At 70.4% G+C, this 18,783-nt stretch carries 19 protein-coding genes; 15 read left to right on the forward strand and 4 right to left on the reverse strand.

The annotated features are described in order from the left end of the window. Nucleotides 1-4 precede the first annotated feature (4 nt). The gene (locus tag KVT44_RS31275) at nt 5-1,459 is read left to right on the forward strand and encodes an MFS transporter (protein ID WP_217570356.1); all 1,455 of its coding nucleotides are present in this window, start codon (nt 5-7) and stop codon (nt 1,457-1,459) included. 61 nt (nt 1,460-1,520) lie between these two features. Next, nucleotides 1,521-2,009: a hypothetical protein gene (locus KVT44_RS31280; RefSeq protein ID WP_217570358.1), complete on the forward strand. Its 489-nt coding sequence runs from the start codon at nt 1,521-1,523 to the stop codon at nt 2,007-2,009. 30 nt (nt 2,010-2,039) lie between these two features. Here the strand turns inward: KVT44_RS31280 and KVT44_RS31285 are convergent, their stop codons facing one another. Then, entirely contained in the window at nt 2,040-2,507 is a 468-nt protein-coding gene (locus KVT44_RS31285; RefSeq protein ID WP_075029413.1) for a hypothetical protein, read from the reverse strand. Nucleotides 2,508-2,716: 209 nt separating this feature from the next. After that, complete coding sequence (locus tag KVT44_RS31290) at nt 2,717-3,622, reverse strand: DMT family transporter (protein ID WP_217570360.1); 906 nt, start codon at nt 3,620-3,622, stop codon at nt 2,717-2,719. A 158-nt stretch (nt 3,623-3,780) separates the two neighbouring features. Here KVT44_RS31290 and KVT44_RS31295 point away from each other — a divergent pair, with 158 nt between their 5' ends. Further along, on the forward strand, nt 3,781-4,638 hold the full coding sequence (locus KVT44_RS31295; protein WP_217570466.1) for a LysR family transcriptional regulator: 858 nt from the start codon (nt 3,781-3,783) through the stop codon (nt 4,636-4,638). A gap of 43 nt (nt 4,639-4,681) precedes the next feature. Here KVT44_RS31295 and KVT44_RS31300 read toward each other — a convergent pair whose 3' ends face one another. After that, nucleotides 4,682-5,590, reverse strand: a complete 909-nt coding sequence (locus tag KVT44_RS31300; protein ID WP_308314164.1) for a LacI family DNA-binding transcriptional regulator — start codon at nt 5,588-5,590, stop codon at nt 4,682-4,684. Nucleotides 5,591-5,799: 209 nt separating this feature from the next. Between KVT44_RS31300 and KVT44_RS31305 the strand changes: the two genes are divergently transcribed. From KVT44_RS31305 to KVT44_RS31335, 7 genes are all read left to right on the forward strand, one after another. Further along, entirely contained in the window at nt 5,800-6,174 is a 375-nt protein-coding gene (locus tag KVT44_RS31305) for a hypothetical protein (protein ID WP_217570476.1), read from the forward strand. An 849-nt stretch (nt 6,175-7,023) separates the two neighbouring features. Continuing rightward, a complete protein-coding gene (locus KVT44_RS31310) occupies nt 7,024-7,674 on the forward strand; it encodes a GntR family transcriptional regulator (protein ID WP_217570362.1) in 651 nt (216 codons plus the stop codon). A 48-nt stretch (nt 7,675-7,722) separates the two neighbouring features. Next, on the forward strand, nt 7,723-8,472 hold the full coding sequence (locus KVT44_RS31315; RefSeq protein WP_217570364.1) for a PIG-L deacetylase family protein: 750 nt from the start codon (nt 7,723-7,725) through the stop codon (nt 8,470-8,472). Then, on the forward strand, nt 8,469-9,179 hold the full coding sequence (locus KVT44_RS31320) for a 4-carboxy-4-hydroxy-2-oxoadipate aldolase/oxaloacetate decarboxylase (protein WP_099924739.1): 711 nt from the start codon (nt 8,469-8,471) through the stop codon (nt 9,177-9,179). Before KVT44_RS31315 ends, KVT44_RS31320 begins: the two co-directional genes overlap by 4 nt. Next, nucleotides 9,176-10,264 (forward strand): 4-oxalomesaconate tautomerase, encoded by a 1,089-nt coding sequence (locus tag KVT44_RS31325; protein WP_217570366.1) that lies wholly within the window; start codon nt 9,176-9,178, stop codon nt 10,262-10,264. The genes KVT44_RS31320 and KVT44_RS31325 overlap by 4 nt, the downstream gene beginning before the upstream one ends. Before the next feature lie 10 nt (nt 10,265-10,274). Next, the gene (locus KVT44_RS31330; RefSeq protein ID WP_217570368.1) at nt 10,275-11,240 is read left to right on the forward strand and encodes a catechol 2,3-dioxygenase; all 966 of its coding nucleotides are present in this window, start codon (nt 10,275-10,277) and stop codon (nt 11,238-11,240) included. 256 nt (nt 11,241-11,496) lie between these two features. After that, nucleotides 11,497-12,828: an aromatic acid/H+ symport family MFS transporter gene (locus tag KVT44_RS31335; RefSeq protein WP_190171782.1), complete on the forward strand. Its 1,332-nt coding sequence runs from the start codon at nt 11,497-11,499 to the stop codon at nt 12,826-12,828. Nucleotides 12,829-12,918: 90 nt separating this feature from the next. Here KVT44_RS31335 and KVT44_RS31340 read toward each other — a convergent pair whose 3' ends face one another. After that, nucleotides 12,919-13,323, reverse strand: coding sequence for a cupin domain-containing protein (locus tag KVT44_RS31340; protein ID WP_217570370.1), 405 nt, complete (start codon nt 13,321-13,323; stop codon nt 12,919-12,921). A gap of 233 nt (nt 13,324-13,556) precedes the next feature. Between KVT44_RS31340 and KVT44_RS31345 the strand changes: the two genes are divergently transcribed. From KVT44_RS31345 to KVT44_RS31365, 5 genes are all read left to right on the forward strand, one after another. After that, on the forward strand, nt 13,557-14,120 hold the full coding sequence (locus KVT44_RS31345; protein WP_217570372.1) for a carboxymuconolactone decarboxylase family protein: 564 nt from the start codon (nt 13,557-13,559) through the stop codon (nt 14,118-14,120). Continuing rightward, entirely contained in the window at nt 14,117-15,613 is a 1,497-nt protein-coding gene (locus tag KVT44_RS60645) for a sugar ABC transporter ATP-binding protein (RefSeq protein ID WP_217570374.1), read from the forward strand. The genes KVT44_RS31345 and KVT44_RS60645 overlap by 4 nt, the downstream gene beginning before the upstream one ends. Beyond that, a complete protein-coding gene (locus KVT44_RS31355; protein WP_217570376.1) occupies nt 15,610-16,623 on the forward strand; it encodes an ABC transporter permease in 1,014 nt (337 codons plus the stop codon). The genes KVT44_RS60645 and KVT44_RS31355 overlap by 4 nt, the downstream gene beginning before the upstream one ends. A 46-nt stretch (nt 16,624-16,669) precedes the next feature. Next, on the forward strand, nt 16,670-17,617 hold the full coding sequence (locus KVT44_RS31360; protein WP_190171778.1) for a sugar ABC transporter substrate-binding protein: 948 nt from the start codon (nt 16,670-16,672) through the stop codon (nt 17,615-17,617). Nucleotides 17,618-17,799: 182 nt separating this feature from the next. Beyond that, a complete protein-coding gene (locus KVT44_RS31365) occupies nt 17,800-18,711 on the forward strand; it encodes a LysR family transcriptional regulator (protein ID WP_190171777.1) in 912 nt (303 codons plus the stop codon). The last annotated feature ends 72 nt before the right edge of the window (nt 18,712-18,783 follow it).

Here is an 18,783-nt window from a genome sequence, read left to right on the forward strand (position 1 = left end):
TTTCATGCCCACGAAGTCCACCCGCCTCACCTTCGCGGTCCTCGCGACCGGTGCGGGCGTGTTCTCCATGCTCCAGTCGCTGATCGCGCCGGCCCTGCCGACCGTTCAGCACGCCCTGAACACCTCGCAGTCCACCGTGACCTGGGTGATGACGGCCTACCTGCTGTCCGCCTCGGTCTTCACCCCGATCCTCGGCCGGGTCGGCGACCTGATCGGCAAGAAGCGCACCCTCGTCGCCGTCCTCGTGACCGTGACACTCGGCTGTCTGCTCGCCGCGCTCGCGCCGAACATCGGCGTGCTGATCGTCGCCCGGGTCGTCCAGGGCATAGGCGGTGCGCTGTTCCCGCTCTCCTTCGGCATCATCCGGGACGAGTTCACCGCGGCCGAGGTGGGCCCCAGCATCAGCAACCTGTCCGCCGTGATCGCCGCGGGCGGCGGCGTCGGACTGGTGGCGGCCGGTCCCATCGTGTCCGCGCTCGACTACCGCTGGCTGTTCTGGCTGCCCGTCGGCGTCGTCGCGGTCACCACGCTGATCGCCCTGCGCTACGTCCCCGAATCCCCGAGCCGGGCCGAGGGACGCGTCAGCTGGCTCGGTGCCGTCCTGCTGTCGGGCTGGCTGGTCGCGCTGCTGCTCCCGCTCAGCCAGGCGGGCCAGTGGGGCTGGGGATCGGCCCGGGTGATCGGGCTGTTCGCCGCCGCCGTCCTGCTCTTCGCGCTGTGGCTGCTGGCCGAGGCGCGCTCCCGCACCCCGCTGATCGACCTGCGCGTCATGCGGCTGCCCGCGGTGTGGACCACCAACACCGCAGCGCTTCTGTTCGGCGCGGGCATGTACGCGATCTGGTCCTTCCTCCCCGGCTTCGTGCAGACCCCGAGCTCCGCCGGATACGGCTTCGGCGCCAGTGTCACCGCGGCCGGACTGCTCATGCTGCCGATGCTGCTCGCCATGTTCTGCTCGGGTGTGCTCAGTGGTCGGCTGGAGCCCGTCCTCGGCGCCAAGAAGCTGCTCACGACCGGTGCCGCGCTCGGTGCGGTCGCCTGCGGCTTCCTCGCCCTGTGGCACGACCAGCAGTGGCAAGTGGCCTTCGCCGCGGGCATCTTCGGCCTCGGTATCGGACTCGCCTTCGCCTCGATGGCCAACCTGATCGTCGGCAGCGTGCCGCCCGAGCAGACCGGCGCCGCGACCGGGATGAACGCCAACATCCGCACCATCGGCGGGTCCATCGGCGCGGCCGTGACCAGCGTTCTGGTGACCGGCCGGCTCCAGTCCTCGGGCCTTCCCTACGGCTCGGGATACACCCACGGGTTCACCCTGCTCGCCCTGCTCTGCCTGGCCGCGGCGCTGGCCGCCCTCCTCGTGCCGGTCCAGCGCGCCGGCCGGCTCTCCGCCGCGGCCCGCGCGGACGCCGACTCCCCGCGTACGGAACCGGAGGCGGCCGTCGCTCCCGGCGCGCGGAGCTGACCCGGTCCACGCTCGGCGTGACCATGCTCGGCGCGACCGCGTCGATGCGTGAAGTCGATGGGTGAAGATGCTTGTCGGACAGGAGCATGGCTCCGAACGGGCGGCGCGTTCACCCGACTCGGTGAGCGGTACCACGGGCGCGTACCACTGGCGCACGCACCGCCGTTGCTCCGACATGGACAGCACTCACACGGCCCAGCGGCGCCGTCCGGAGCAGGGCCTCGTGGGTCGGCCCTACGCCGAGCTGACGGACGGGCGTCTGGGCCACCCGCCGATTTACGCCCAACTGCCGGCGGAGTGGCGGGTCAAGGGCCGGGTGGTTCCGGAGCACCGCGAGGTGGTCGCGGTGCTGTGGGCCTCCTTCGCCGCCTCCAGCCCCTTCGAGAGCGCGGCGTGGCCGGTCGACTCCTGGGCGGAGAGGCGGGACGAGAAGACCGCCGGACCGGTACCCGCCGAACCCGGGACCGTGTCCGCCGGCTCCGTACCCGCCGTACCCGCCGTACCCGCCGTACCCGCCGTCCCCGTACCCCGTGGCCTGCTGGGCTGGTGAACCTCTCGGCGCGCTGCCGCGGAGTACCGGTCACCCTCCGGGCGGGGGTGCCAGGACGGCGAGCGTCCCGTTGGCTCGCTGCAACGCCAGTTCCAGGGGGACCGCGGCATGCAGGGCTCCGGTCCCGTCGGGCGGGATGAGCCATTCCAGGAACCGCGCGGCGCGGTACGGCGGTGGTACGGCGACCCACGAGCCCTTGCCCGCGTGACGGAGCCCGGAGCCGACCCAGCGGCTGGCCGGGTCGGGTGGCAGGAAGAAGCCCACTCTCCTGGACGCGGTGTCCACCAGGGTGGGGCCGGGGGCGCGCAGCGGGTCGTTCCACAGGATGTCCAGGGCGAGCAGCCCGAGTTGCTCGGGAACGCTGAGTACGTCCCAGAACCGCCCGGCCTCCATGAGCACGGTCCCCGCCCCCTGATCCCACTCGCGCTTGCAGGCCCGGGGGTCCGAGGCGGCAGCCGCGAGCCACTCGACACCTTGCATCCACATCACATCCGGCATGACCAACTCCAGGACACTCGCAGGCCGTCTGACCAGGCGTGGAGCGGCGCACTCGGATGCGCAACCCGCACCTGGGCGCCGACCCGGCGTGTTCATGCTGGTAGATATCTCTATGTGGCGGAAGGGGTGGCGCGGTCTGGCGTTTTCGCCGAAACGTTCTTCTGGGGACGTCCGTTGCCCGGATTTCCGTCAGGTCCGTGAAGTGTCCGTCAACTTCGTGCAGCCACAATGCCGAGCACGTTGGCCGCGACGACGGCGCCGATGCCCGTCCACTCCGTCCAGTCCAGGCTCTGACCGAGGACGATCCACCCGACCAGACCGGCCAGGACGGGATTGACGCTCATGAACAGACCGAAGGCCGAGGCCGGGACGCGGCGCAGGGTGAACAGGTCCGCGAGGCAGGGCACCGCGGAGGACAGCACGCCGGCGGCCACGGCGCAGCCGACCGCCGTCGGCGTCGGAGGATGCCGGACCGCGACGGCGACGCCGACCGGCAGGAACAGTACGGCGGAGAGCCCGGCGGCGGCAGCGGACCCCGCCGCCCCGGGGATGCGGCGGCCGACGGTGCGGTTGAGCAGGATGTACGACGCCCAGCAGCCGGCGGCCAGCAGCCCGAGGCCCATTCCGAGGAAGTCGGCGGAGGGGCGCGGACGCATCAGCGTGACGACACCCGCCGCGGCGATCACCGCACAGCACGCGTCCACGCGGCGGCGGGAGGCGGCCAGGGCGATGCTGAGCGGGCCCAGGAATTCGAGGGTCACCGCCAGCCCCAGTCCGATGCGGTCGATCGCCGTATAGAGGGACAGGTTCATGGTCCCGAACACCAGCGCCAGCAGCACGACCGGCCACCACTGCGCCCAGGTGAACGTCCGCAGCCGGGGGCGGCCCACTGCCAGCAGGACGACCGCGGCGACGTACTGACGCACCGCGACCACACCGACGGGGCCGAGGACAGGGAAGGCCAGGGAGCCGATCGCGGCACCGGTCTGGTTGGACAGGCCACTGCCGACCATGGTGACCACGCCGGCCAGGCGCGTGCCGTCCGGCTTCGGGGCCGTGGGCGCCGGGGGAGTGCGACGCGCGGGTGTTGCCGGGCGTGCGGAGGCTGCGTGCATGTCTCGATGCTGGGAGGCCGGGGCTCTTGCGCAAAATGCATCAGCCGATCCATCTATACGCTTGAGTCATGGATCCTTCAGCCGAGGAGGCTTCCGGCAAGGACGCTTCCGTCGAGGACGCATCCGTCAGGGACGCCTATATCAAGCACGCCTCCGTCATGAATGTGGAGCTGCGGCAGTTGCGCTGTCTCGTCGCGATCGTCGACGAGGGCACCTTTACCGACGCCGCCATCGCGCTCGGGGTCTCCCAGGCCGCCGTGTCCCGCACACTGGCCTCGCTCGAGCGCGTCCTCGGGGTGCGGCTGCTGCGGCGCACCTCCCGCGAGGTCACCCCGACGGCGACGGGACTGCGGGTGCTGGCGCATGCCCGGCGGGTACTAGGCGAGGTGGCCGACCTGGTCCAGGAGGCCACGTCGGGTCGCGCCTCGCTGCGGATCGGGTACGCCTGGTCCGCGCTCGGCCGTCACACCCTGGCCTTTCAGCGCGACTGGGCGCGGGCGCACCCCGAGACGGAGCTGCGGCTCGTGCGTGTCAACTCCGCCACCGCCGGCCTCGCCGAGGGAACCTGCGACGCGGCCGTGGTGCGCAGGCCCCTGGACGACCGGCGGTTCGACTCCGCGATCGTGGGGCTGGAACGGCGGCTGTGCGCCCTGGCCGCCGACGATCCGCTGGCCGGACGCCGCTCGGTGCGACTCGCCGACCTCGGCGGGCGCGTCCTGCTGATCGACCGCAGGACCGGCACCACGACGACGGAGCTGTTCCCGCCCGACTCCCGCCCGGTGACCAGGGAGACCCACGATGTCGACGAGTGGCTCACCGCGATCTCCACGGGGCGCTGTGTGGGCATGACGGCCGAGTCCACCGCGCACCAGTACCCGCGCCCCGGCGTCGTCTACCGGCCGGTGCGCGACGCCGAGCCCATCGCGGTGCGGCTCGCCTGGTGGCGGGACGACCCGCACCCCGCCGCCCCCGCCGCCATCGAACTCCTGACGGAGCTGTATCGCCGAGCCGCGTAGTCGACGTCGGGGCGCATCGGGTGCGCCGCGCTGTCCGCCGGTGTCAGGCCGAGTCGCGCGCGATGATCCGCCCGGGCTCGGGGCTGAGCCCGGCGAGATCGAGGCCGAGCGCGGCGCGGGCGGCGAGGCGGCCGTGGACTTCGGCGTCGATGCGGACGGTGGTCAGCGCGGGTGTGACGAGGGCGCCGTACTCCGTGTCGTCGAAGCCGATCACGGCCAGGTCGTCGGGTGCGGCAAGTCCCAGGTCGTGCAGGGCGGTCAGGGTGCGCAGGGCGATGTCGTCGTCGAAGGCCGCGGCCGCCGTCACGGTCCCGTGCGCGGCGAGGAAGGCCTTGACGGCGCTGGTGCCGGCCGCCCTCGGGCGGGGCACGACGAAGGAGGTCAGCGGGGCGAGCCCCAGCGTGCTCACGGTCTCCCGGGCGAGGCGCAGCCGCACTTCCAACAGCGGGGAGTCCTGGTCGGGCAACGCCATCGCGAGGTGCGTGTGGCCGCGGTCGGCGAGATGTCGGATCTGCAGGGCGGCGTTCGCGGCGAACCCCGCCCGCCAGTCGCCCACAGCCCCGGGCTCGTGGCCGGTGAGATGCGCGGCGAACCGCAGCACGGCCCGGGGAGCGATCGTGTCGAGGACCTGCTGCGTCGAGTGCGGGGCGCAATGGCCGTGCCGGACGAGCAGCACATGGTCGTGCGCGGCGAGTTCGTCGTCGAGGCCCCGGATGTAACTGCGCGAGTAGTTGCCCTCGAGTCCCCAGTCGACGTTGAGGACGACGATGCGGGAGGAGCCCTCGCGCAGCGCCCGTGCGATGCCGTGCGGTACGTACCCGAGGTCGCGGGCGGCCTGGCGTACGCGTTCGCTCGTGGTCGGCGAGATGGTCTGGTTCGGATCGTTGTTGAGGACGAAGCTCACGGTCGCCCGCGAGACGCCGCTCGCCGCGGCGACGTCGCTCAGCGTCACGCGCCGTGCACCGGCCATCATCGCGCCCCCGATCGGTTCTGTCGCGGCGGTACCGGGACCGTGGACGACCGCCAGTGTAGGTCGTACGGCCGCACGCCGAACGGTCCCGTGTCGCTGGCGCGACACGGGACCGTTCGGACAAGACCAGTCGTCTTTGGCGAGATGACGGGCCGTCAATCTTCAGATGTCAGTCACGACCACTGGGGTCAGTGTCCGCCACCGCCACCACCGCCGTGGCCGCCCCCGCCGCCACCGCCGTGGCCGCCGCCACCGCCGCCGTGTCCGCCACCGCCGCCGCCGTGGTCTCCACCGCCGCCGTGGTCTCCGCCACCGCCGCCATGGTCTCCGCCGCCGCCGTGGTCGCCACCACCGTGGTCACCGCCGCCGTAGCCGCCGTGGTCACCGCCGCCGTAGCCGCCGTCGTCTCCGTGGTCTCCGTGGCCTCCGTCGTCGTTCCAGTTGTTGCTGTAGGAGTAATCGGAGGAGTGATCCGAGTGGGAACTGGTCGCGCTGGCGATGCCGGCTGTGCCGAACGCCAGGGCCAGAGCGGCGAACAGGCTGGCGACCAGCCGGAACGTCCTTGAAGTGATGATCCGCATGGTGCTTTCCCTTCCCGGGAGCGTAGACAGGTGCCGGCTCTGCACGGCCGCGGTGACGTCGGCACCATGGAGGCACTGAGACGTTCGCGATAAGGGTCCGGTACATCGGCGTTGAGAGTGACGGGACTTGCCGTCGCCGACTCGCGCGTGATCGCGCGTGATCGGGCCCACCCAGGCTGCTGAAGTGCAGCAAACCCCGCGGCGGGGCGCCCGTCCGTCAGTTAACCGACGACCGGGTTGTCGTCGGTCGGGATGTAGTCGGTCGGGATGCTGAGATTGTTTGTCTTCTCACCAGGCAAAACGTCTGTTTTCTGTTCAACCCATACCCAAACTACGCATATCGGGACAATGAAGTCAAGCGGAGCAGGTGGACCCCTGGGGTGCGGGAAGTGGGTCGTGGTGCCGTGGATAACTCCCTTTACTTTCTCTTGGTGTTGAGCGGCTGACGCCCGCCCAGATCGGGGCTGGTCAGGGCGGTCCCGGCCGTCACCCTCGGCCCGTACGGCACATGGCGCGCGCCCGGCCCGACCCGCCCAAGGAAACGGATCTGGCGTCGAGTTGGCATTCCCCGCGACGGACCCTCGACGGTCGTGCCCTCAGGCCACCGACACCGCCTGTGTCCGCTGGGTGAACCGCACCCTTGCCCGGCCCGGGAGATGGGGCGGTGACGTCCCGCTGTCGAGCGGCCGTGGGACGCTTGGCGCCGGTCAGCGCCCTGTGGTGGCGTGTGACCGGACCGCCGACGGAGCATGTCGGCAACATAGGGAACAAAATTGTTGACAATCTTGTTGGACTGGATTTAGGTTCGACAGGCACTCACTCAGGGAGGGCGCGATGCCGAAGGAAGCCCGTCCAGGCACCGGCGAGCAGGCCAAGCAGCACGCACTGGTGCACCTGCGGCAGGCGATCCTGCACGGCGACATGGCACCGGCCCAGCGGCTGGTCGAGAACGAACTCGCCGAGCAGTTCGGTGTCACGCGGGCCAGCGTCCGAGCGGCGCTGATCGAGCTGGAGTCGGAGGGACTGGTCGAGCGGATCCGCAACCGCGGCTCGCGGGTGCGGGTGGTGACGGTCGAGGAAGCGGTGGCCATCACCGAGTGCCGCATGGTCCTGGAGGGCCTCTGCGCGGCCAAGGCGGCCGTCGAGGCGAGCGAGGACCAGCTGGACCAGCTGACCGACCTGGGCACGGCGATGTCCAAGGCGGTCGCGGACGGCGAGCCACTGGTCTACTCCCGGCTCAACCACGAACTGCACGACCGGATCAGGGAGTTCTCCGGCCAGCAGGTCGCCGTGGGGCTGCTGGAGCGGCTCAACGGGCAGCTGGTGCGCCACCGTTTCCAGCTCGCGCTGAGACCGGGGCGCCCCCAGCAGTCACTGAGTGAGCACCTGGCCATGATCGATTCGATCAGGGCCCGGGACCCGCAGGCGGCCGAAGCGGCCGTCCGTACCCACCTCGCGGGAGTCATCGACGCGCTGCGCCAATGACGTCGCTGAGGTGGGGCATCCGGCCTGTCCACCAAGGAGATGTGAGCAATGACGCACGGCAAGGCGCCCACCACCCCACGATCGACACTTGTCATCACCGCGCATGCCGGGGACTTCGTCTGGCGGGCCGGGGGAGCCATCGCCCTGGCCGCCTCCCGTGGAGAGAAGGTGACCATCGCGTGCCTCACCTACGGGGAGCGCGGTGAGTCCGCCAAAGCCTGGCGCGAGGGCAAGTCGCTGGAGGAGATAAAGGAGATCCGCCGTGCCGAGGCCGAGGCGGCGGCCTCGACCCTGGGCGCCGGGGTGCGCTTCCTCGACGCCGGCGACTACCCCCTGCTCGTCACTCAGGAGCTGACCGACCAGCTCGTACGCATCTACCGCGACACCCAGCCCGACGTGGTCCTGACCCACCCCCTGGACGATCCCTACAACGGTGACCACCCGGCGGCCGCCCGCATGGCCCTGGACGCCCGTGTCCTCGCCCAGGCCATCGGCTATCCCACCGAGGGCGAGATCATCGGAGCCCCGCCGGTGTTCTTCTTCGAGCCGCACCAGCCGGAGATGTGCGGCTTCCAGCCCGAGGTCCTCCTCGACATCACCCCGGTCTGGGAGACCAAGCGCAAGGCCATGGAGTGCCTCGCCGCCCAGCAGCACCTGTGGGACTACTACACGGACCTGGGCAAGCGGCGCGGCGTACAGCTCAAGCGCAACGCGGGCCCCAACCTCGGCCTGCCCCACGCCACCTACGGAGAGGCCTACATGCGTCCCTACCCGCAGGTCACGGAGGAGCTGGCATGAGCGGCCTGATCGTCACCAACCCGCCGCGCGCCCATGCCGAGGACGTCGAGGCACTCGGCGGCTACGGCGTGGCCACCGTCCACGAGGGCATGGGCCGAACCGGCAGTCTCGGTCCCGGGTTCCGGCCGGTCCAGCAGGACGTGCGCATCGCGGGCACCGCGGTCACCGCCCTGTGCTGGCCCGGCGACAACCTCATGATCCACGCTGCGGTCGAGCAGTGCCGCGAGGGCGACATCCTCGTCGTGACCACCACCTCGCCCTCCACCGACGGCATGTTCGGCGACCTCTTCGCCACCGCGCTCCAGTACCGCGGGGTGCGCGGCCTGATCATCGACGCCGGGGTGCGCGACACCGCCGACCTGCGTGCCATGGGCTTCCCCGTCTGGTCGAGGGCGGTCTGCGCCCAGGGCACGGTCAAGGCCACGGCCGGCTCGGTGAACGTACCCGTCGTGCTCGGAGGGCAGGTCGTCCGCCCCGGTGACGTCATCGTCGCCGACGACGACGGCGTGGTGTGCGTACCCCGCGAGCGGGCCGGTACGGCCGTCAAGGCGGCCGAGGCGCGCACCGCCAAGGAGGACGCCTCCCGGGCCGCCTTCGCCGAGGGCCAGTTGGGCCTGGACCGCTACGGCCTGCGCGAGACCCTCGTACGGCTCGGGGTGCGGTACCAGGCCTACGACGAGTACGAACGCAACGGTTCCCCGTCATGAGCACCGGCGAGGAGCTGCGCTGCATGCTGATGCGCGGTGGGACCTCGAAGGGCGCCTACTTCCTGGCCGAGGACCTGCCGGCCGACGCCGGGGCGCGCGACGACCTGCTGCTGCGGGTCATGGGCAGCCCCGACCCCCGGCAGATCGACGGACTCGGCGGAGCGCACCCGCTCACCAGCAAGGTCGCGGTGGTCTCCCGCTCCCAGAGCCCCGACGCGGAGGTCGACTACCTCTTCCTCCAGGTGGGAGTGGATCGGGCCGAGGTCTCCGACCGGCAGAACTGCGGCAACCTCCTTGCGGGGGTCGGCCCGTTCGCCGTCGAACGCGGTCTGGTCGCCGCCCGGGACGGGCACACCTCGGTACGGATCCGGATGGTCAACAGCGGTGACCACGCCACCGCCACCTTTCCCACGCCGGACCGGCGCGTCTCCTACGCGGGGCCGGCCGAGATCTCGGGCGTGCCGGGCACCGCCGCACCCGTGGTGATCGAGTTCGAGCGGGGCAGCAACCCCCTGCTGCCCACCGGGCACGCCCGGGACATCGTCGCGGGCACGCCGGTGACCTGCGTGGACAACGGCATGCCGACCGTGCTGATCGCCGCCTCCTCCCTGCAGGTCACCGGCTACGAAAGGCCGCGGGACCTGGAGGAGGACCTGACCCTGCACGACCGGCTCCAGCGGATCCGCCTGGAGGCGGGCCTGCTGATGGGTCTGGGCGACGTCAGCGAGACGACCGTGCCCAAGCTCAGCCTGCTGGCACCGCCCACGAACGGCGGCGCGGTCATGACCCGCACCTTCATCCCGGTCCGCTGCCACACCGCCATCGGCGTCCTGGGAGCCGCCAGCGTCGCCGCCGGGCTGCGCGTCCACGGCGGCGTCGGCCAGGACGTCGCCCGTCTGCCCGACAACGGCGGACGGCTGCGCATCGAGCATCCCACCGGATTCCTCGACATCGAGAGCGAGATCGACGACGGCACCTCGGGGGCCGCCCCCGTGGCCCGCCGTACCGCCGTCGTCCGCACCGCACGCAAGATCTTCGACGGTACGGTCTTCCCCCGGCCGGCCGGAGCCGCACTTCACCCTTAAGGAGGCCTGCATGGCCCCGCCCCTCGGCGACATCGCCCATCTCGGGCACGTCGAACTGCTCACCCCGGACCTGGACGGGAGTCTGCGGTTCTTCACCGACTACCTCGGTCTGACGGTCAACGGCCGCAGCGGTGACTCGGTCTACCTGCGGACCTGGGACGACTACGAGCACCACAGCCTCGTCCTCACCGCGCACCAGACCTCCGGTCTGCGCCGCACTGCCCTGCGCGCCTCCAGCGAGGAGGCTCTGCAGCGGAGGGTCAAGGAACTGGAGGCCGCCGGTCACCAGGGCCGCTGGACCGAGGACGAGCCGGGCCTCGGCCCGCTGTACGTCACCACCGACCCCGACGACCACGAACTGGCCCTGTACTGGGAGTCCGAGTGGTACCAGGCCCCGGACGAACTGAAGCCGGGGCTGAAGAACCAGCCCCAGGCCAAGCCCGGTCGCGGGGTGGGCGTACGCCGCCTGGACCATGTGAACTACCTGGCCGCCGACGTCGCCGCCAACGCCGACTTCCACCAGCACCTCCTGGGTGCCCGGCCGACCGAGCAGATCCAGCTCGACGGCGGCCGGATCGCCGCGAAGTGGCTGACGTTCACGAACAAGTCGTACGACGTCGTCTACACCGAGGACTGGACGGGCTCGCGCGGGCGGCTGCACCACATCGCGTTCGCGACCGACACCCGCGAGGACATCCTGCGCGCCGCCGACCTCGCCCTCGACACCGGTGTGTTCATCGAGACGGGCCCGCACAAGCACGCCATCCAGCAGACGTTCTTCCTCTACGTCTACGAGCCGGGCGGCAACCGTATCGAGCTGTGCAACCCGCTCACCCGTCTCGTACTGGCCCCCGACTGGCCCCTGATCACATGGACCCAGGCCGAGCGTGCCAAGGGGCAGGCGTGGGGTCTGAAGACCATCGAGTCCTTCCACACCCATGGCACGCCGCCGCTGGACCCGGCCGCGGACCACTGAGAACAAGCCAGCGAAACAGGGAGGGCGGCACACGGCTGTGTGCCGCCCATGGCCGTTTCACCTGCTGTTTCTCTCCCGCTGTAGCCTCTCGGAACCGTTGGCTGGATTGTTCCTGAGATTGTTGACAAAAGCGTTGACACTTAGGGAACCGGAACCCTAGCGTCGTGCGCACCATCGGGTCAGGCCGCTCGAGCCGCACCGACCCGCCTCACTCATCCCCTCCAGGGACACTTCTCCCGGACGAGAGGAAACAATGATGTCTCCCTCCCCAGACCTGCGCGCCCGTGGGACCGGACTGGCCACGCTGGTCGTCGGCCTGTGCTGGCTGGTCGTGCTCTTCGACGGCCTCGACATGTTCGTCTACGGCTCCGTGCTGCCCAACATGCTCGCCGAGCACGCCCTGGGGCTCCAGCCGTCCCAGGCCGGCGACCTGGGCAGTTACGCCACCTTCGGCATGCTGATCGGCGCGCTGTCCGCGGGCACGGTCACCGACTGGATCGGCCGCAAGAAGGTGATCATCACCTGCACGGCGGTCTTCTCACTCGCGTCCGCCCTCTGCGCCGTCGCCCCCAGCCTCGGTGTCTTCGGACTCGGCCGGTTCATCGCGGGTCTCGGACTCGGCGGTCTGCTCCCCACCACGATCACGATGGTCGCCGAGTACGCCCCACGTGGCCGCCGCGCTCTGATAGTCGGCACGCTGATGACCGCCCACCAGGCCGGCGGCATCCTGGCGGGCTTCGTCGGCCTGTGGACCACCGGCGCCGGCCAGTGGCGCGTCGCCTACTGGATCTGCGTGGTCCCGCTGCTCATCGGCGTCCCGCTGATCGCCAAGTACCTCCCCGAGTCGCTGAACTTCCTGGTCGCCAAGGGACGCACACGGGAAGCCCGCGAGCTCGCCGAGCGCTACGACGTCGAACTGCCCGCCCCCGCGGCGGAGCGCCCCGCGGCCGGGGACCGCTGGAGCGCCGTCGTCGCCCTGTTCCGCGGCGGCCTGTGGCGCACCACGCTGCTGTTCTGGCTGGCCTCGTTCTGCGGCCTGCTGCTCGTCTACGGCGTCAGCAACTGGCTGCCCACCATGATGCGCGGCGCGGGCTACGAGCTCGGCTCCTCGCTGTCCTTCGTCATCGTCATCAACCTCGGCGGCATCGCGGGCATGCTGATCGCCGGCCGCTTCTCCGACCACTTCGGCGGTGCGCGCGTCGCCACCGTCTGGTTCGCGGCCACCGCCCTCGGCGTCTATCTGCTCGGCATCCACATGGCGCTGCCGCTCACCTACGTCGTGGTGTTCCTGACCGGCCTGTTCCTCTTCAGCGCCCAGGCCATGATCTACGCGACGGTCGCAGGCCGCTCCAGCGACGACAACCGCGCCACCGCCGTGGGCTGGGTCTCCGGCATCGGCCGCTTCGGCGCCGTGTTCGGGCCGTGGCTCGGCGGCCAACTCGTCGCGGCCAAGTCCGAGAGCTGGGGCTTCACGGCGTTCGCCATCGCCGCCGTGCTCGCCACGGTCTTCGTCGCCCTCACCGGCCTGCGCGGCCCCCAGCAGACCCCGCAGCGCGACGCCGCCCAGCAGCTGACCACCACCGGCTGACCGCGACGACATGCCTGAGGCCGGGACCTGGCGGGGCCCGGCCTCAGGCATGTCCGGATCAGATACGACCAGCGGCACCCATGGCCCTGTTCAGCCCATCTGGTCCTGCGCCGACAGGTGTTCCACCGTCACCCCGGTCTCGGTGAACGTACGCGTGACCGTGCCCGACGTGTACACCCACAGGATGCGCAGCGGGCGGTCGCCGATGTTGCGGAACAGATGGGGGACGGTCGACGGGACGTACGTGGTGTCGAACCGCTCCAGCTTCGTCACCTCACCGTCGACCACCACCTCCGCCTCGCCCTCGAGGATCGTCACGTGCTCGTCGCAGTTGTGCGAGTGCAACGGAGCCCCGGAGCCGACCGGATAGACACTCATGCCGCTGGTGATGCGGTTCTCCCCGGCTGCCGAGGGCGTGGTGATCAGCGGCGTCGTCACGACGGCACCACCACGGTCGAGCGGCGGCACGGACGCGACTTTGATGATCGTGGTCATCCGGAGTTCCTCTCCCATCAACGCTGTTGCGTCGATCGACGTTAGGTCGCGTTTCCATGAATGGGTGCCCTCCGGCGTGCAGTTTTACCTTGCATTCCGGGAGGGGTGAGCTTCCCGAACTCGGCTGTACCTTCGGCTGGCACCGCACGGCTTCCCCGTACGTGCCGGAAACACGCCGGAAAGAGAAGGCAGGTATCGGCCCCATGAGGCTCCCCGTTCTCACCGATGAGGAAATGAATCCCCGCCAGCAGGAACTGGCCGCCCGCATCGCCGGCCGGCGCGGCGCCGTCCGTGGCCCCTTCCGCGTCTGGCTGCACAGCCCGGAGATGTGCGAACGCGCCGAATCCCTCGGCGCCTTCGCCCGCTTCGACTGCGACCTCCCCAGGCATCTGCGCGAACTCACACTGCTGATGGCCGCCCGGAACTGGGACGCGCAGTACTCCTGGAACGCGCATGTGCACCAGGCGATCGAGGCCGGCATTCCGGAGTCCGCCGTCAAGGCCGTCGCCGAGAAGCGCGAGGCGGTCTTCGACGACGAGGCGGACCAGGCCTTCTACCGGTTCTGCCGCGAGGTCCTCGAGAACCACTTCGTGTCCGACGAGACCTTCGCCCGCGCACTCCAACACTTCGGCCCCAAGGGCCTGGTCGACACCATCGGCGCGCTCGGCAACTTCACCATGCTCGGCATGTGCCTGAACACCTTCCAGGTGGACCTCCAGGCCGATCGTGAGCCCCCCTTCCCCGACATCCGCGGCTACGAGCGTGTCGTCCCCGACGGGGACGGACCGCGGCCGTGACGGCCCTCCCGGCCGTGGTGCGCGTACGGGGCGTCACCAAGAGCTTCGGCGGGGCGGCCGCGCTCAAGGGGGTGGACCTCGATCTGTACCCCGGCGAAGTGCACGCGCTGATGGGCATGAACGGAGCGGGCAAGTCGACGCTGGTGCAGATCCTCTCGGGGGTCCACCAGCCCGACGGCGGCACGATCCAGGTCAACGGTGGCACGTACTCCGGGCTGACCGTGCGCAGGGCCCGACGGCTCGGCATCGCGTCGGTTCCCCAGCGCCGCGAACTGGCGATGGGCCTGACCGTGGCCGAGAACGTCATGCTGGGCGATCTGCCCACCCGACGCGGCACGGTCCACTGGAAAGCCGTCAACTCCGAGGCGATGAAGGCGCTGTCCGGCCTCGGCATCGACATCGACGTGGAGCGCACCGCGCGTTCGCTCACCGTCGCCGAACAGACCATGGTCGAGGTGGCGCGTGAGGTCCGCCGCGGCGGCCGGATCCTGATCCTCGACGAGCCGACCGCCTGCCTGAGCGCGGAGGCGGCGCACCAGATCAGGGACCTGGTGCGCACCCTGCGCGACGAGGGCGTCGCCGTCGTCTACATCTCGCACTACATCGACGAGGTCATGGCCGTCGCCGACCGCCTCACGGTCCTGCGGGACGGCGACGTCGTACGCAGCGCGCCGGCCGGCGACCTCGACCCGGCGGGGCTCGTGCGCAGCATGGTCGGCAGGGACGTGGTCTCCCGGCGCGTCGAACGCGCCGCCCCCAAGGACGACATCGGCCTCGCGGTGCACGGTCTGAGCGACGGCCGGACCATCCGGGACTTCACCGTCGAGGTGCGCAAGGGCGAGATCGTCGCGGTGCTGGGACCGGCCGGGGACGCACAGTCACGCCTCTTCGACCTGCTGTCCGGCCGCCGCCGCCCCGACCTCGGCACCGTGCTCGTCGACGGCGCCCCCGTGCCCCTCGGTCGGGTCCGCGCCTCGCTCGCCAGCGGCCTGCGTTGCGTCACCGGAGACCGCAGGGCGCTGGGCCTGGTCCCCGAACTCTCCCTGGACGAGAACCTGATGCTGGCCGACGACCGCTTCGCACGCCGCCGCGTCCACCGGCGCGGCGCGCTCACCCGCCGCGCGGCCCCGCTGCGCAGGAGCTACGGAGTGGTCTCCCTCACCGGGAACCCGCCGGTGAGCGCGCTGTCCGGAGGCAATCAGCAGAAGGTGCTGCTGGCCAAATGGCTCCAGACCGAGCCGGTCGCCTGCTTCCTGGAGGACCCCACCAACGGTGTGGACATCGCGGCCATGGCCGACATCCACACCCTCGTCGACGACCTCGCCTCACGGGGCACGGCCGTACTGCTCGCCTCCTCCTCCGCCGAGGAGGTCATGCGGCTGGCCGACCGCGTCGTGGTCGTCAGCGCCGGCCGCGCGGTCGCCGAACACGACATCACCGCCATCACCCACGACGAACTCGTCGCCACCGCTCTCGGAGGTCAACCGCAGTGAGCGCCAAGACACTTGCCGATGCGCCGGGCGTCAGCGACCCGCCCGAGGAGCCCCGGCCCCGGTTCACCTTCGGCGCCCTGCGCCGTGCGCCGCACACCGGTCTGATCGCGGTCCTGATCGTCGTGGTGGTCGCCACCGCGCTGCGGACCGACTCGTTCGCCACCACCACGAACCTGATCAACGTGCTCCGTCAGGTGAGCGTCACCGCGGTGATCGCCGCCGGCCTCACCCTGCTGATGACCGCGGGCGGCATGGACTTCTCCATGGGCAGCAACGTCTCCGTCACCACCGCCGTCGGCGCGCAGTTGCTCTCCCACGGCCACTCCACCGCGTTCACCGTGATCGCCTCGGTGCTGCTGGCCACGGCCATCGGGCTGGTCAACGGACTGGTGGTGACGTTCACCAACGTGGCCCCCTTCGTCGCGACCCTGGCGACGGCCACCCTGCTCGACGGCGTCGCGCTCCTGGTCCAGGGCGGCCTCAGCGTCTCCATCGGCACCAGGATGTTCTCCCTGGGCAACGACAAGGTCCTCGGGGTGCCGTACCTGCTGATCGTGGCGGTCCTCGTGCTGCTGGCGACCGCCCTGGTCATGCGGTTCACCGTGTTCGGGCGGGACGCCTTCGCCATCGGCGGCAACGAGCATGTCGCCCGGCTCAGCGGCATCAACGTCACCGCGCGCAAGCTCACGTTGTACGCCGTCACCGGCGCCCTCTCGGGTCTCGCGGGCGTGATGCTGCTGTCCCGGCTGGGTGCCAGCAGCCCCGGCACCGGCGGCCTCACCCTCCAACTCACCGCCGTCGCCGCCGTGGTGATCGGCGGCACCTCACTCGCCGGCGGCCACGGAACCGTCGTGGGAACGGCGCTCGGGGTCCTGCTGCTCGGCGTGGTGGCCAACGCCCTCAACCTCGTGCAGGTCTCCAGCTACTTCCAGCAGGTCTCCGTGGGCGGCGTGCTCCTCGTCGCGGCCATCGCCAACGAGCTCCACAAGGCCCGCTCCGCGCGGCACTGACCCCCCTCCTCTTCTCTCCACCGCCCGTCATGAAAGGCGTACGACCATGAGACTCTCCGCCCGCTCCCGCCGAGCGATGCTCGCCGCCGTCGCCGGCACCACCCTGGTGCTGAGCGGCTGCGGCAAGGACACCGGCAGTGGGTCCGGCTCCGTGTCCCTCGGGTTCGTCAACGGCGCCGACACCGAATTCCACACCTGTTTGCAGAAAGCCCTGGAACAGACGGCGAAGTCGGAAGGGGCGAAGGTCTACACGGCCAACTCCCACCAGAATTCCGGCACCGAACTGTCCAATATCGAGGACATGATCTCCCGTAATGTCAGCGCGCTCATCGTGCAGACCGTCAACGTCGACGCGCTCAAGGGCGACATAGCCAAGGCCAAGGCCTCCAACATTCCGATCTACCTGACGTCCGTGGCCACCAGCGACGTGAACGACATCCTCGGCGCGGCGGTCGTCGACCTGGGCAAGGTCGGTGCCCTGGACGCCGGCTGGGTCGCGCAGGACGCGGGCGGCAAGGACGTACAGGTCGGGGTCATCGCGGGTGCGCCCGGTGCCGCCTCCGATCTGCTGGTGGGCGGTTTCACCAAGGCGCTGCCCGGCAACGCCAAGGTGGTCGCGAACCAGCCAGGCATGTTCAACGCCGCCAAGGCGCAGGACGTCGCCGAGAACATGATCCAGGCCCACCCGGACCTCGCCTACGCCTTCGTCGCCAACGAGGAGATGGGCCTCGCGGCGCGCAAGGCGTTCGACGCGGCCGGCGCCAAGAACGTCAAGATCGTGACCACCAACGGTACCGACGAGGGCCTGGCCGCCGTGAAGGACGGCCGCTTCTCCGCCACCGTGGCCAACTCGGCGATGACGATCGGCCAGACCGCGGCCAAGAACGCGATCGGGCTTCTGGACAACAAGAAGGTTGACAAGATTGCCAACATTCCTCTTCTCTTGGTCACCAAGGACAACCTGAGCAAGGCACCCCAGTACTGCCCCAAGTAACCGAACCCGCACCGCGAAGCGGTGTCCGTCGCGAAGGCGTCCTGAGCCGCCCGTCCACCGCGTCGCCGGAATGTCCGACACAGCCGTCATGAGGACATTCCGGCGCGGTACGCCCGCACACCCGTACGACCGGCACCGCCGCCGGGGCCCACCCCTGGCAGTCGTGGGCCTCCGGAGGAAACATGGATCGCTTGCTCCTCATGCACAGCTTCGTCACCGTCGCGCAATCCGGCAGTTTCAGCGGAGCCGCCAAGAAGCTGGGCTCCTCGGGCTCGCTGGTGTCACGACACGTCGCCGAGCTGGAACGGCAGGTGGGCGTCCGCCTGGTCAACCGCACGGCCCGTTCGGTGAGCCTCACCGAACCCGGGCAGCGCTACGCGGAGTTCGCCGCGCGCATCCTGGACGAGATCGAGGCCGAGGACGCCGGCATCGCCCACCTCCACGACCGCGCCGAAGGGACGCTCAGCATCATCTGCCCCAAATGGATAGGGAGCCTGGACCTCGGGGACGCCATCGCCGCCTTTTCCGCCGCACACCCGAAAATCCAGGTGCGATTCGAACTCGGCGGCATGTCCGACCGGACCTACGATTTCCTGGACGGCGGATTCGACGTGGCATTCCACACCCGCGACCTCCGGGACTCCAGCGTCCGCCTCAAGAAGATCGCCTCGCTCCCGTTCGTGCTGTGCGCCGCCAAGGAATACCTGAACCGGAACGGGCCACTGACCGAACCGAACGGCCTCGCGCACCACGACTGCCTCGTGCACGTCAACGACCCGGTCTGGCGCATCGGCCACGGACACGCGTCCACCCTGCACAAGATCCGCAACATCGCGTTCTCGTCCAACTCCTACATCGCCCTGCAGAAAGCGGCCGTGCACGGGCGCGGTCTCGCCCTGCTCCCGCAGCGACCGGCCTACGACGACCTGGTCTCCGGCGCCCTACAGGTCCTGCTGCCCGAACTCGCGGTGCCCGACCGGCCGCTGTACGCCATCTACGGCCCCGGGCAGGACACCCCGCGCAAGATCAGCGTCTTCCTCGACTTTCTGACGGACTGGTTCTCGCAGAATCCCATTCCGGCGATCCGGCCGTAACCGCAAGAAACGATTGCACAGTCCGTCGGCCCCGAGCGTTGAGACGCCGCCACCCGAAATCTACGCTCACCA

The sequence above is a fragment of the Streptomyces sp. GbtcB7 genome, assembly GCF_019091445.1.
Classification (GTDB): domain Bacteria; phylum Actinomycetota; class Actinomycetes; order Streptomycetales; family Streptomycetaceae; genus Streptomyces; species Streptomyces mirabilis.